We start from the raw sequence: 13,872 nt of genomic DNA, 5'->3' as shown, positions 1-13,872 counted from the left end.
TAACAAATGATAACTATTACCATTTGTAACACTAATATTAATGTCTGTAAAAGTAAAAATAGATTAAATAACATAGCAACACTTGGGCTAGAAGCACAAACCTATATACCTGCTGGTAATGCACAACCTAGGGATGAAGCATGGCTAGTTAAGTTTACGTTGAAGAACTTGGTACTAGGCTATGAAGAAGGCTTATGTGAAGCCGTGTATCTACAAATGGCTGAGCAAGCTAAGTGCCAGCCACCGGTTTGGCAGTTAATTGATGCACCACCAAGTAGTGGAGCAAAAGCTTGGCTAGCACTTAAATGTTTTGACAATTTACCCAAAGAGCAAGGGTTACTGGCAGATAAACTGCAGTTTCGTCGCGCTATGTTTAATTTATTTGCAGCTAACCAAAATGACCACAGTAAGCACCGCCAACAAGTTATAATGTTCTAACAACCATTCCCCTTCCTGCTTGCCTTCTAGGCCAACTGTTCTGAATTTCCGGTTAGGTGACCGAAATAGTAGGTTATTGACGAAGTGAATCGAAATAATTAGAAGTGAAAAACTGGCTAAATACAACATTTTTAACCAGTTATATAGTGACTAGATATGACTTGAAATATTAATCAATATTCTGAGTTTGAATGTTAATTTTCAATTTATTAGTTTATATATATCAAATAGTTGAGGCATGGCTCTGTACGTAATATTGATTGTTAACCACCGATTTAACCACCAGCTGGTTGGTTCTTAATGTATATGGGCGTTCACTAAAACTAGCACACTAAGAAATCTACTAGTTTGAAATATACCAGCTTTATACTCTTTTCTCCATAAATGCGCTTAACTTATAACTAATGGACATTACTGTATCCATAAACCACTTTTTTATACTATAATGGATATTACTGTATCCATTATGGTTAAATATGAAATTTTCACTTTTAGATGACACTGATGTTAGCCAAGCTTTTGCAGCGCACCTTCGTGGTTTACGTGAGCAGGCTAAACTATCGCGAGAGGCGCTTGCCCAGCGTAGTTGTGTGCCTGCGCCTACCATTAAAAAATTTGAACTCACTGGGCAAATTTCTTTTCGCCAGTTACTTCTCTTATGGCAGTCACTTGACTCACTCGATAGGCTTTATCGGCTAACCCAGGTAAGCACAGAGCGCAATGCTTTGCCTACCAGTATAGAAGAGGTCCTTAAAGATGAGTTTTAAATCAATTCAAAAGCTCAACGTGCAACGAACGCTTACAACGGGTGAGACTGTGCCGGTTGGCGTATTAGCTCAAAACCGCCAAGGAGTGTTCTTTCAGTACTTTGATGAATACATTAGTAAGTTTGGAAACCTATCCCCGTTTACTTTACAAGCAAATGGACAGCTCCAACAAGCACCTAAAGAACCTCACCACGGGATTCATGGCGTTTTTGGTGATAGTTTGCCTGATGGCTGGGGATTGTTGCTCCAAGACCGAATATTTCGCCAACAAGGTGTTTTACCTGCGCAAGTTACAGCGATGGATCGTTTAGCGTTTGTTGGCAGCCAAGGTATGGGGGGATTGTCTTTTACGCCCGTATCAGCGTTTTCCCCTGAACAACATCAAAATATTGATATAGCAACACTTGGGTTAGAAGCACAAACCTTATTTGATCTATCTTTATCTGAAGAGTTAGATGGTAATACACAACACGTTTTAGCAACTTTGGTTGCTGTGGGGAGCTCTGGTGGGGCAAGGCCTAAGGCACAAGTTTATATGCCTGCTGGTGACGCAAAGCAATGCCGAACGCATGCACAGCCAGGAGATGAGGCATGGTTGGTTAAATTTACGTCGAAGAATTTGGCACTAGGTCATGAAGAGGGCTTATGTGAAGCCGTGTATCTACAAATGGCTGAGCAAGCTAAGTGCCAGCCACCCGTTTGGCAGTTAATTGATGCACCACCAAGTAGCGGTGCAAAAGCTTGGCTAGCACTGAAACGTTTTGACTATTTACCAAAAGAACAAGGATTACCGGCAGATAAAGCCGATAGCGAACATCATGCAGGGCGTTTGCATATGCATAGTGCCTGTGGCTTATTAGATGCCGACTTTCGTGCTCCTAACTTAGACTATAGTGACCTTATAAAAGCCAGTCGTCAGTTGTGTAAGTCTCCTGCGGCAGGGCAACTTCAGTTTCGCCGCGCTATGTTTAATTTATTTGCAGCTAACCAAGATGACCACAGTAAAAACTGGGGCTTTTTGCAAGGGGATGATGGTAACTGGCAGCTAGCCCCCTTTTACGACGTTACATTTAGCCCTCATCCCTTTAATGAGCATGCAACAGCTTTTGCAGGGTATGGAAAAGCGCCGCCACTCAAAGTAATGCAAAAATTGGCAGCAAGTGCAGGCTTTGCTAATTGGAAAGAGGCCCAGCAATGTATTCAAGAAGTCGTTGAAGCGATTGGTAACTTTGCATCCCTTGCAACACAACAAGCGGTTAGTAAAACGACAATGTCTGCGATTATTAAAACTCTTGATCAGCGCAAACAGGAAAATGCAGCGCTTTTACACCACGCCTTTCGGAAAGGAAAAACGCTGTGCTAATTCTGTCACGACAATGGGTTAAGGAGTATGTAGCATACCTAAAGACCTAATCGCATCATTACATGACCACAGTAAGCACCGCCAACAAGTTATAATGTTCTAACAACCATTCCCCTTCCTGCTTGACTTCCAGGCCAACTGTTCGGAATTTCCGGTTAAGTGACCGAAATAGTAGGTTATTGACGAAGTGAATCGAAATAATTAGAAGTGAAAAACTGGCTAAATACAACGTTTTTAACCAGTTATATAGTGACTAGATATGACTTGAAATATTAATCTACATTCTGGATCTGAATAATCATTAATTTAGTTTATTCAGTAATACTTCCACCGCTTTTTCAATTTGTTTATCTTGCCCATTTGCTGACGATTCAGGGTCATTTTTTACTTGATAGTCTGGCATGGTTTGGCTATTTTCTAGGTAGTTTCCTTTGGTATCTTTCATGCCCACTTGTGGTACGCCAGCACGAAAATCTCCTGATATACCCATTTCCCACCACACTGCGGTCATGGTTCCTGGTACAGGCATGCCAACCATTTCACCTAAGTTTAGCTCGTCATAGGTGTACGAGAATGCATGGGCATCACTATAGTTACCTTCATTAATTAACAGCACTGAGGGCTTGTTCCATTGGTCAAGCGGGTCACCTGCATATTGACGGCCACGAACATGCATGGTGAAGTATTCGTTACCACTGAGTAGTTTAGCTAAGTCGTTGTGTAACCAACCGCCGCCGTTAAAGCGTGTGTCAACTACAACAGCTTCTTTGTCAAAATGTTTGCCTAAAAGGCGAGAGTATACTGCCCTAAAACTTGGGTCGTTCATGCTTCGCACATGAACATAAGCCAGTCGCCCTTTAGACAGTTTTTCCACTAATGCTTCTCGCGAGTTTACCCAGCGGTCATATAACAAATGAGTGATAGTTTGAGTAGAAACAGGTTTTATTACTTCGTCAAAGTGTTCTCCTTCAACACTTTTAAAGGTAAACCTGACACGCTTACCAACTGTATGATTGAGCAACTGATACAAATTCTGTGTTGGTGTTAATTCAACCCCATTAACGGCGATAAGCATGACGCCCGGCTTAACTTTACTGTTGGCAGTATCAAAAGCGCCTTTTGCTAACACTTCTGCTACTGCGAATTGTTTAGTGTCATCAAAAAACAAACCTAAGCGCCCTGTGTTGTCATCTGTTTTATTGGCTTTTGGTCGATAAGACGAACCTATATGCGAGGCGTTTAGTTCTCCGGTCATTTCTGCAAACATATTCGCAAAATCACGTCCGTGACCAATAGATGGCAATTTTTTACGATACGATTTGCCGATAGCATCCCAGTTTATGCCATGAAAATCGTCACGATAAAACTTGTCCTTAATTATTCGCCAGCTGTGGTCAAACATAAACTCACGCTCTGAAGCTTTTTTTAATGCCATCACGGGGTTTACGCTAATTGGTTTTAAGGTTATTTTTTTACCTACATCGCCTTGTTGTAGTTGACCGTCGGCAAGAATAAATATTTTCTTACCGTCTGCACTAAAAGACATACTTGCCGAGCGAGCGTCAAGTTTTGCCACTAATTCTGTTTTTTTGTCTCGAATAGATTGACGCCATAAGTCATAGCCTTTTTCAAAGCGAGCTAAGTAGTACAATGCTTTAGCATCTTTAGACAGGTATGCTTCGCTCAAGTTTGAAGAGTGCACGGTAAGGCGAACGGTACGACGCTCAATGTTATCCCACTCAATATTTAATGGCTCAACGTTCAGTGGTTCACTGTTTGGAGACTCACTACTTGGTGCTTTGTCTTTAGTAGAATCGCCATCTTCAGGCTGGTCTTTTTTAGCGTCTTCTTTTTTGTTTTCTAATTCTTTTTGTAGCGCATACTCTTCCTTTGACAAGTTAAACTTGTCGTAACTATCTTTTGTTAAAAAAGCGGCGAGCACGTCTCCTTCGCGCCCCCAACTGCCATGGTCACGCTGACCAAACCGAGCACTCCACCATAATACGGCTTCACCATCGGTATGCCATGTTGGTGCGTCGTCATTGTAACCAGACAAGCTAATGTCTTTCGGTTGTGCTGAGCCGTCAGATGGAAAAACACCAATATTATTAATAAACATACGGCCGCGTGGTGAGAAACTTGCTGTCATCCAGTAACTGTCTGGCGCCCAAGCAAAGGATATGTCGCCATCAGCATAGGAGTAATTGTGTTCTTTTCCTAAAGCGACATTCACTTTTTTACTTGCGCGGTCAATCACCTGAATTTCATCACGGTTTGATAAAAAGGCAACTTTTTTACCGTCAGGAGAATAAGCGGGCTGAAAGCTATCGGAGTCGGTTAAGTGAAGCACCTCTTCTTTTAGAACGGTAGCAGCAAAAAAGTAAGGCTCAGACTCATTTTCAATACTGGTTTCATATAAACCCCAGTGGCCTTCGCGCTCTGCTGCATAAAGCAGCGTTTTACCGTCGTTATGAAAAGACACTGAGCGCTCTTGCTGCGCTGTGTTGGTGATTGCCCGGGTTGTTTTAAATTCTGTGCTTGCAACAAATACTTCACCGCGAGCAATAAAGGCGACTTCTTTGCCGTTTGGCGATACGGCGTATTCTGTAATTTTTCCGCCTAAAGAAACAGGCAGCAAATCATCTTCTTGTACATCGTTAGCTATTGTTATTTTTACATGTTTGGTTGCGCCTTTTTTGTTGGTATATACGCTACCGTGGTGAACAAAGGCTAATGTTCCATTATCACTTATTGATAAACTACGTACTGGGTGTTCTTTAAAGTCAGTTATTTGTATTTTTTTGCTGCGATTGATATTGGCTTGCCAAACATTAAACACGCCTGATTTTTCTTCAGAGGTATAGTAAAAGGTATTTTTGTTTTGCCATACGGGGTTGTGATCCGCCCCTGCAAATGTTGTTAGCTGTTTGTGTGTACCAGAAATAGTATCGTACAACCAAATGTCGCGAGCAAAGGCTGATGTATCGTGTTTTCTAAATTGATTTTCATAGGACTTTTCATCGCGGTATAGTATTTGTTCTCCGCTGGGGGAAAATTGAAGTTCTGATGCTGGCGTAGTCGACAGTAGTGTTGGAGTACCACCTTGAACCGCGACAGTATAACTTTGAGTTAAGCGGGGGGTTGGAAATACAGTTGATAGTGTTGAACCCATACGACTTGAGGTAAACAATATCTGGTTACCATCCTTAGTGAAGTCTTGAGGAATATCATGGGCTGAGTGATAGGTTAGTCGCTTTGCTTTTCCACCAGTAGCTGGCATAAGGTAAATATCTAAATTGCCATTTCTGTCACTGGCAAAGGCGATATTTTTCCCATCTCGAGACCAAACAGGGTGGCCATCCCAAGCTTGATGAAGAGTTAAGGCACGCGCTGTCCCGCCTTTTGTTGGCACCGTATATATATCGCCTTTATAGGAGAAGGCGATAGTTTCGCTATTAGGTGAAATACTGCTATGTAAAAACCATTCTGAACTTATTTCAGTTGCGGTGGTAGCAGTGGTAAATAACATTAAAGCCCACAAAATATATTTTTTTGGCATGATAACTTCCTTTAGCAACATACGGTGTTTATAGTGTTTTGTATGTAGTTTTTTGGACAAGGGTGTTGATGTTATAGCATGGGCAAAAGCTATGCTAGCACCGATAAAAAAAGCTATGATGGATAAACTTTGTTAATGTACAATTTATTGCACGCGAGACTTAGTTAATTATTCTTTTTTAAGTACTGCAATTGGTTTAGTCGTTGTTATTTTTAAATAAACAGTTTGTTCATCTTCCAGTTTTATGTCGTGCCGGGTTCTTACTTTTAATAAGGTATTTGCCATCTTAATTTGATATAAACGGCTGCCACCTTCAAAACGCATTGAAAAAACTTTGCCTTCTCCGGTAGAGCCCGCTATAGGCTTAGTTGTTACGGAAAAGTCTTCTGGTCGTAATAATAAATCAACCTCGCCTATTAATGTTGTTGGGTCAAAAGACTGCTCAAAGCCTAGTTCAGCAATTACACATTTTTTGTCTGGGGTGATAACTGCAGGAACAAAGTTAGTTTCACCTAAAAAGCGTGCTACAAAATGGTTAATGGGTTGGTTATAACAGCGCTCTGGTTTATCTACTTGCTCTAGTTTACCAGCACGTAGTACGCCAATACGGTCACCTACTGATAGTGCTTCTTCTTGATCATGAGTCACCCAAATAGCAGGAATACCGGCCGTTTTTAGTGCGCTGCGAATTTCCCAACGTAAGTCATCCTTTAAGGCAGCATCTAAATTTGATAATGGCTCGTCTAACAACACAAAAGATGGTTGATGCGCTAGTGTACGTGCTAGTGCCACGCGTTGTTTTTGTCCGCCTGATAAGTTACTGGGTTTAACATGTCGAAAGTTTTGTAAACCTAACAATGCTATCCAGCGCTCTGCTTGGCTGGTATCACTTAACCTAAACGCTATATTTTGCTCTACCGTTAAATGGGGAAACAAGGCGAAGTCTTGAAAAACCATGCCAACATTACGTTTTTCTGGGGCCACATAGCGCGTGGTATTTGCCCGCCAACTTTGATGGCTGATGTCACCTGCAGATATTGGTATTAAACCCGCTAGCGCCTTTAAGATTGTTGATTTACCACACCCTGTAGGGCCAACAAGCATCAGTATTTCATCACTTGCTAGGTTAAGGTTTAAATTATCAACCACGGTAGTACCATCGTATTTAATGGCTAAGTTATTAATTGTAATCATTAACGGGGGGATCCTTCATTTAACGTAAGGCTACCCCAACGCTCTGTACTAAACATGACTGCTAACCCTAAACCAGAAATGAAAAAAAGCAAAAGGCCGGGAATAGCCGCTCTGCCAAAATAGCCTGCTTCGTAAACACGCCATAAGTAGGTAGATAAGGTTTCAAACTCTATCGGGCCTAATAATAGCGTAGCGGGTAATTCACGCATCACCTCTAAAAAGACTAAGGCCGCGCCTGCAACTACACCACGCATAGTAAGTGGTAAGGTAATACGACGATAAGCTTCCTTGGGTTTAGCCCCTAGAACACGCGCTGCACTTACTAAAGCGCTATCTAGCCTTTCGGTTGAACTGCGGATTGTGCCAACAGCCAAGGGTAAAAACCTTAGCACATGCGCCAACACCAACAAGCCCAATGTTTGATATAAAAATGGTAACTGTAGCCCTGCATAAACTAACGCTGTGCCCATTACTATGCCGGGAATGCCAAAACCAATAAAAGTTATTCTTTCCATAATACGCCCTACTCTCCCTTTAGTGGCAGCATAAGCTAAAGGTAATGCAAAAATAACAGCAACTAATGCGGCAAGTAAAGAAGCATAGGCTGAGTTGAAGGCATATTGAATATCAAAATAACTAACACCTTCACGCCATAACCATAAAGAAAATACCGCTAAGGGCAAAAATATCGCCAAGATCACTATTGGTAATGTCGCTAGCAATAACAACCTAGACTGCCAAGGGTTAGGCCAAAATGTTAAGTGTCTGCCTGGTGCCTCTTGGCCCACCTTAACTTTTGACTCCATATATAACATTAAGGCAACTACCGCTAATAATTGCAAAGACAGCATTGCTGCCTGACTTAGTCCAAACGCATTGTATTCAACATAAATTTCGCTAGTGAAAGTATCTAGTGCCATAATTGCTGGTGTGCCAAAATCAGACAAGGCATACATAGCAGCTAACAGTGCGCCGCCTGCTATTGCGTTACGAATACGTGGTAACACCACAAACCATATACTAGGCAGCAATGACATCCCAAGTGTTCTTGCTGCATAAACCTGGCTGGCGTCTAAACTACTTAATGCTGCCCTTGTACTGAGTAATACAAAAGGATAGGTGTATAGCACCATAATTAAACTGGAACCAAACAAACCACTTAGCACTGGGGTTGTAATACCAAACACATTTTCTATTTCACCCCCAGCGCCAAAGGCAGCATAAAAAGTAAATGCGCCTAAATAGCTTGGTAACGCCAAAGGTGCGGTTAATAAAATTAACCAAAAACGTCGCCAAGGAATATTAACGTAGGTCAGTATTAACGCCAAAGGTACGCCTATAATAACAGCGCCTAAACCAGTAAATAGCATTAATAAGAGGGTATTACTAAGAATATCAAGGTTACGCGCATCAAACATTTGTGCGTTATCTGATGCGAGCGTAAACAAAATAATGACAGGTAAAAAGGCCAATGATGCAATAATTAACGATAAACTATAAGATAATGGCCAGCGTTTAATGCAAAGGTTTAGTGTTTTAAACATAGTTTGCTGCATATTTGTCACTATAGCGCTTGTTATCATATAAATTATAAAACCCCTGCATTACGCATTAACACTAAGGTTGGCCTTAAATCAGCCAGTTTGGTTAAATCTATAACGGGCGGTGAAATTTCCGTCAAACTTGGAATACCGCCTGGTGGGAGCAGTTGCCCCGCTAAAGGGATCTCATAGGCTTCACTTGAAAGGTAATTTTGCACTTCTTTAGATAATAAATAGCGAATAAAGTCTGTTGCCGTTTTGTTGTCGCTCAGTGCTAACACGCCCGACGCATTGACTAAGCTGCCGGCATCGTTTTTAGTGAATGCTAAGGCTAAATTTGCCTGAGGCTTACCCGATTTAAGTCGTAAGGTGTAATAATGATTAGCTAGGCCTATGTCAACCTCGCCTCGCTCAACCGCCATAACAACGCCTAATTCACCGGCATATTTTTTAGCTTTTTTATTCATGGCTTTTAGCCACTTTGTTGTTGCTTCATCGCCTTCGAGTATACGCATAGCAGTTACAAAAGACTGAAATGACGCGTACGCAGGTGCCCAAGCTATCGATAAACCTGATTCTGGTAATGCCATAATATCATCAGGTATTTTGTCTACAGTTACCCGCTTAGGGTTATAAGGTAAGGTACGGATACGCCCAGAAATAGGCGCCCAATGACTAAACCGAAATTCACGTTGGAGTTGTTCAGTTAAATCTGTTGGTAACTGTTGTGCCAACCCTGCACCAACTATTTGGCCAATAGCACCGGAGTCTACAGCCCAAAATAAATCTGCTTGGCGCACACCTGCTTTAGCTTCTGCCATAATGGTATTTGCTAAAGCAGCCGTTGGCCCACGACGTACACGTAAGGTAAGGTTAGGATTGCGTTTTTTAATTGCCTCAAGAACATCTTCGTATAACCCACCCTCACCTCGGCCTAAGTATAAGGTTAGCTGCCCAGTTAACTCGGGTAAATCATCGACCGAAACATCTTGGCTAGGTGCAGCAAAGCTTAGTGCAGACAAAAAAGGCAACACAGTTATAGCCAAGATATACGCGAGGGTTTTCGTAAATGTTCTAGATTGCATAAATTAGAATATATCCTTTTTAGTTTTTGCTTTATTGGTCAATAAAATTTTAGCTTTCGTTAGTTTACCACTCATTACGGTTACAATATCACGTACTTGATCAACAGTTTTATTGTTTTTAATGGCTAGTGGTAAAGTTACGTTAAAATCTTTTTCTAAGCTTTCAACTAATTCAGCGTCTAAAGCGATCAACTCTCCTTCAACACCCTCAAATAAGTTAAGGTAGGTGTCATGCACCATATTTGTTGCAGTATCTGTTAGTTTTTCTGCATACTTAGCCACAACAGAATGTAATTTTTGGTCAATAATAACAAGGGCTTCAATTGAGTTTTTAGGTGCTTCATCCATTACGGCAACCTCGGCCAATAAACCTTCACTTTGAAACTTGGCCGCCATTTTAACCGCGCCTAATGCTTGCCAAAGGGCTCTTTGTAATTTTTCTTGCTCTGTTTTAACATTCGCAAGCGAAGATTTTTCATCAATAGCCGTTTTAACACCATATAAACCTTGCCAAATTGAAGCATAAATAAGCACATAGTTAGTTTCAATTGCCGCATGAAAATCAACCGCTTCCCAATGCGCTATTAAAGCTTCTGGCTGTGCCGCTTTAGCGCCACTTTTTTTATAAGTCGTGACTATGTTGTCGACCTTAGTGGCTAGCCAATTCACTTCTTCTTCATATTTTTTTATATTATCTGACAGGTGGTTAACATGTTCCCCAATGTTGCCATTAGCCAATGCTTGAAAGGCTGTAAAACCAGTGAGTAATACTAACGTTGACAACACCTTTTGAACTTTTTTTGAGCATAATTTCATTATTAAATTTCCTTAAGTAATCATGGTTACATTATATATAAATGATAATCATTCTCAAGTCTTGTCTTGCTAAAGAGAATGGTGTTCTCGGCAACAGTTCTTTTTAAACTTAGTTATTATCGTCACTAACAAAAATGCCCTGTCACTTTTGGTAACAGGGCATTTAACATTTAATTCACTAAACCTATAGTGTTTAACTTCATTAAAGCGTTTGTTTAGCTCTTTTTAGTTGTCACTTGAATAACACGTAATTGCGCAACTGCGCGTGCTAATTCAGCGGCGGCAGTAGCATAATCTACATCAGTGCCATGGGCATTCATGTTTGCTTCTGCACGCTGTTTAGCTTCTAAGGCGGCTTGTTCATCTAAATCACCAGCACGTGTTGCTACATCGGCAAGTACTGTTACATGATTTGGTTGAACTTCTAACATACCACCTGAAAGGTAGATAACCTCTTCGCTACCGTCCTTTTTAGTGATAAGTGCCATTCCAGGTTTTAGTGAGGTCAGTAAAGGTGCGTGACCAGGTAAAATACCTAATTCACCTTCACTACCTGTGATCTGTAATGATTTAATAAAGCCAGAAAATAAACTTTCTTGTGCGCTTACCACATCCAGATTAACAGTTAATAATGCCATTTGACTCAACCTCTTAAGTTGTAGGTTGGGCGTTAGCCTATCATAAATTTATATGACACCTTAAAAGGCAACCTACCGTTGATTACATCTTGTTAGCTTTCTCTACGGCTTCGTCAATAGAACCAACCATGTAGAATGCTTGCTCAGGCATAGCATCATATTCACCAGCCAAAATTCCTTTGAATCCTGCAATAGTATCTTTTAATGATACATATTTACCTGGAGAACCTGTAAATACTTCTGCAACAAAGAATGGTTGAGATAAGAAACGTTGAATCTTACGTGCGCGAGATACAGTTTGCTTATCTTCTTCAGATAATTCATCCATACCTAAGATGGCGATGATATCTTTTAATTCTTTATAACGTTGTAATACTGTTTGTACACCACGAGCTACTTCATAATGCTCTGCACCAACAACTAATGGATCTAGTTGACGAGAAGTTGAATCTAATGGGTCAATTGCTGGGTAAATACCCAGTTCAGCAATAGAACGAGAAAGTACTACAGTTGCATCTAAGTGAGCAAAGGTCGTTGCAGGGCTAGGGTCAGTTAAGTCATCCGCTGGTACGTATACCGCTTGGATTGACGTGATTGAGCCTTTGTTAGTTGAAGTAATACGTTCTTGTAGGATACCCATTTCTTCAGCAAGTGTTGGTTGGTAACCAACCGCTGATGGCATACGGCCTAACAGTGCTGATACTTCGGTACCGGCAAGGGTATAACGGTAAATGTTATCTACGAAGAATAATACATCACGACCTTCGTCACGGAATTTTTCTGCCATAGTTAAGCCTGTCATGGCAACACGTAAACGGTTACCCGGTGGCTCATTCATTTGACCATAAACCAGTGATACTTTATCAAGTACGTTAGAGTCGTTCATTTCGTGATAGAAATCGTTACCTTCACGTGTACGCTCACCAACACCAGCAAATACTGAGTAACCACTGTGTTCAATCGCGATGTTACGGATAAGTTCCATCATGTTTACTGTTTTACCAACACCAGCACCACCGAAAAGACCAACTTTACCACCCTTAGCGAATGGACAAACTAAATCGATTACTTTAATGCCTGTTTCTAACAATTCGTTAGACATTGACTGTTCTGCGTAGGCTGGTGCTTCACGGTGAATAGCCCAACGATCTTTTTCGCCGATAGGTCCTGCTTCATCGATTGGCTCACCTAGTACGTTCATGATGCGACCTAAAGTCTCAACACCAACAGGTACTTGGATACCATCTCCTGTATTTTCTACATTCAGGCCACGACGCAAACCGTCTGAGCTACCCATTGCAATAGTACGTACAACACCGCCACCAAGCTGCTGTTGAACTTCAAGTACTAAACCGGCAAGGTCGCCTTCGGTTATTTTTACTGCGTGGTATACCTGAGGTACGGCATCTTGTGGAAATTCAACATCCACAACTGCGCCAATGATTTGGACGACTTTACCTGTACTCATGTTTATTCCTCTTAATTTAAGCTAATCGACGCTTTGCGAAGTTAGCTTGTCGTTAAATTACGAAAACGTTGTGTACTTCACTTAACAAAGTGAAGCAAGTTATTCTTTAACCAACCGCTGCTGCACCTGCAACAATTTCACCCAATTCTTGAGTTATTGATGCTTGACGTGCTTTGTTGTATACCAGTTGTAAATCATCAATTAAGTCGCCAGCATTATCTGTGGCGGCTTTCATGGCTACCATACGGGCAGCTTGTTCACAGGCTAGGTTTTCTACCACACCTTGGTATACTTGCGACTCTACATAACGAACTAATAGTTTATCTAACAAAATGTTAGCATCTGGTTCGTAGATATAATCAAAGCGATGCTTAATATCAACATCGTCAGATTTAGGTAAAGGCAATAACTGATCAACAGTTGGTGCTTGAGTCATAGTATTAACAAACTTGTTGTACACTATAAACAACTTATCAATTTCACCATTATTATAAGCTCTGAGCATAACCTGCACACTACCAACTAAATCAGTGAGTGAAGGTTTATCACCTAAGCCAGATATTTGTGCAGTGACTTTAGCGCCCATGTTGTTGAAAAAAGAGGTTGCTTTTGAACCAACCACTGCAAATTCAACTTCAGCTCCTTGACCCTGCCAATTAGCAGCATCAGCTAGCACTTGTTTAAATAAGTTAATATTTAAACCACCACACAAACCACGGTCTGTTGATACAACAATATAGCCAACACGCTTAACTTCACGCTCTTCCATATAAGGATGGCGATATTCTAAGTTACCCAGCGCAATATGACCGATCACGTTTCGTATATTTGTTGCATACGGACGAGAAGCTGCCATGCTTTCTTGTGCTTTACGCATTTTAGAAGCGGCAACCATTTCCATAGCGTTTGTGATCTTTTGAGTGTTTTTTACACTCGCAATTTTGGTTTTTATTTCTTTACCAACGGCCATGACTCTCTCTCCGAAAAGATTACTTAATTAAAA

General features: G+C 41.1%; 10 protein-coding genes and 1 pseudogene. 3 read left to right on the top strand and 8 right to left on the bottom strand.

Features of this window, described 5'->3' with window-relative positions; genetic code table 11:
- Nucleotides 1-90: 90 nt before the first annotated feature.
- The 3 genes and pseudogenes from AC0UA9_RS13085 to AC0UA9_RS13075 form a co-directional block, all read left to right on the top strand.
- Nucleotides 91-414: pseudogene (locus tag AC0UA9_RS13085) on the top strand (type II toxin-antitoxin system HipA family toxin); the annotation flags it as partial.
- A 500-nt stretch (nt 415-914) separates the two neighbouring features.
- The gene (locus AC0UA9_RS13080) at nt 915-1,205 is read left to right on the top strand and encodes a helix-turn-helix domain-containing protein (RefSeq protein WP_475660546.1); all 291 of its coding nucleotides are present in this window, start codon (nt 915-917) and stop codon (nt 1,203-1,205) included.
- Nucleotides 1,195-2,568 carry a type II toxin-antitoxin system HipA family toxin gene (locus AC0UA9_RS13075; RefSeq protein ID WP_475660545.1) on the top strand — a complete coding sequence of 458 codons (1,374 nt, stop codon included), beginning with the start codon at nt 1,195-1,197 and terminating at the stop codon, nt 2,566-2,568. Before AC0UA9_RS13080 ends, AC0UA9_RS13075 begins: the two co-directional genes overlap by 11 nt.
- A gap of 301 nt (nt 2,569-2,869) precedes the next feature.
- Here AC0UA9_RS13075 and AC0UA9_RS13070 read toward each other — a convergent pair whose 3' ends face one another.
- The 8 genes from AC0UA9_RS13070 to atpG form a co-directional block, all read right to left on the bottom strand.
- Entirely contained in the window at nt 2,870-6,127 is a 3,258-nt protein-coding gene (locus AC0UA9_RS13070; RefSeq protein WP_475660544.1) for a S41 family peptidase, read from the bottom strand.
- A gap of 168 nt (nt 6,128-6,295) precedes the next feature.
- Complete coding sequence (locus tag AC0UA9_RS13065) at nt 6,296-7,321, bottom strand: ABC transporter ATP-binding protein (RefSeq protein ID WP_475660543.1); 1,026 nt, start codon at nt 7,319-7,321, stop codon at nt 6,296-6,298.
- Nucleotides 7,321-8,865: an ABC transporter permease gene (locus AC0UA9_RS13060; RefSeq protein WP_475660542.1), complete on the bottom strand. Its 1,545-nt coding sequence runs from the start codon at nt 8,863-8,865 to the stop codon at nt 7,321-7,323. The genes AC0UA9_RS13065 and AC0UA9_RS13060 overlap by 1 nt, the downstream gene beginning before the upstream one ends.
- A 44-nt stretch (nt 8,866-8,909) precedes the next feature.
- Entirely contained in the window at nt 8,910-9,947 is a 1,038-nt protein-coding gene (locus AC0UA9_RS13055; RefSeq protein ID WP_475660541.1) for an extracellular solute-binding protein, read from the bottom strand.
- 3 nt (nt 9,948-9,950) lie between these two features.
- On the bottom strand, nt 9,951-10,763 hold the full coding sequence (locus tag AC0UA9_RS13050) for a hypothetical protein (protein WP_475660540.1): 813 nt from the start codon (nt 10,761-10,763) through the stop codon (nt 9,951-9,953).
- Between the two features lie 215 nt (nt 10,764-10,978).
- Nucleotides 10,979-11,401, bottom strand: coding sequence for a F0F1 ATP synthase subunit epsilon (locus tag AC0UA9_RS13045; RefSeq protein WP_475660539.1), 423 nt, complete (start codon nt 11,399-11,401; stop codon nt 10,979-10,981).
- An 82-nt stretch (nt 11,402-11,483) separates the two neighbouring features.
- Nucleotides 11,484-12,869, bottom strand: a complete 1,386-nt coding sequence (atpD, locus tag AC0UA9_RS13040) for a F0F1 ATP synthase subunit beta (RefSeq protein WP_475660538.1) — start codon at nt 12,867-12,869, stop codon at nt 11,484-11,486.
- Between the two features lie 106 nt (nt 12,870-12,975).
- Nucleotides 12,976-13,839 (bottom strand): F0F1 ATP synthase subunit gamma, encoded by an 864-nt coding sequence (gene atpG / locus AC0UA9_RS13035; RefSeq protein WP_475660537.1) that lies wholly within the window; start codon nt 13,837-13,839, stop codon nt 12,976-12,978.
- Between the last annotated feature and the right edge of the window lie 33 nt (nt 13,840-13,872).

The organism is Colwellia sp. F1, from assembly GCF_056238625.1.
Note: the sequence above shows the minus strand (reverse complement) of the source record. Positions and strands in the feature narration are given on the sequence as shown.

Excerpts from the sequence above, each read along its gene's own strand:
- AC0UA9_RS13050 (WP_475660540.1), bottom strand. The coding sequence starts at position 10,763 with ATGAAATTATGCTCAAAAAAAGTTCAAAAGGTGTTGTCAACGTTAGTA.
- AC0UA9_RS13065 (WP_475660543.1), bottom strand. The coding sequence starts at position 7,321 with ATGATTACAATTAATAACTTAGCCATTAAATACGATGGTACTACCGTG.
- atpD (WP_475660538.1), bottom strand. The coding sequence starts at position 12,869 with ATGAGTACAGGTAAAGTCGTCCAAATCATTGGCGCAGTTGTGGATGTT.
- AC0UA9_RS13075 (WP_475660545.1), top strand. The coding sequence starts at position 1,195 with ATGAGTTTTAAATCAATTCAAAAGCTCAACGTGCAACGAACGCTTACA.
- AC0UA9_RS13070 (WP_475660544.1), bottom strand. The coding sequence starts at position 6,127 with ATGCCAAAAAAATATATTTTGTGGGCTTTAATGTTATTTACCACTGCT.
- AC0UA9_RS13055 (WP_475660541.1), bottom strand. The coding sequence starts at position 9,947 with ATGCAATCTAGAACATTTACGAAAACCCTCGCGTATATCTTGGCTATA.
- AC0UA9_RS13080 (WP_475660546.1), top strand. The coding sequence starts at position 915 with ATGAAATTTTCACTTTTAGATGACACTGATGTTAGCCAAGCTTTTGCA.
- AC0UA9_RS13060 (WP_475660542.1), bottom strand. The coding sequence starts at position 8,865 with ATGTTTAAAACACTAAACCTTTGCATTAAACGCTGGCCATTATCTTAT.
- AC0UA9_RS13045 (WP_475660539.1), bottom strand. The coding sequence starts at position 11,401 with ATGGCATTATTAACTGTTAATCTGGATGTGGTAAGCGCACAAGAAAGT.
- atpG (WP_475660537.1), bottom strand. The coding sequence starts at position 13,839 with ATGGCCGTTGGTAAAGAAATAAAAACCAAAATTGCGAGTGTAAAAAAC.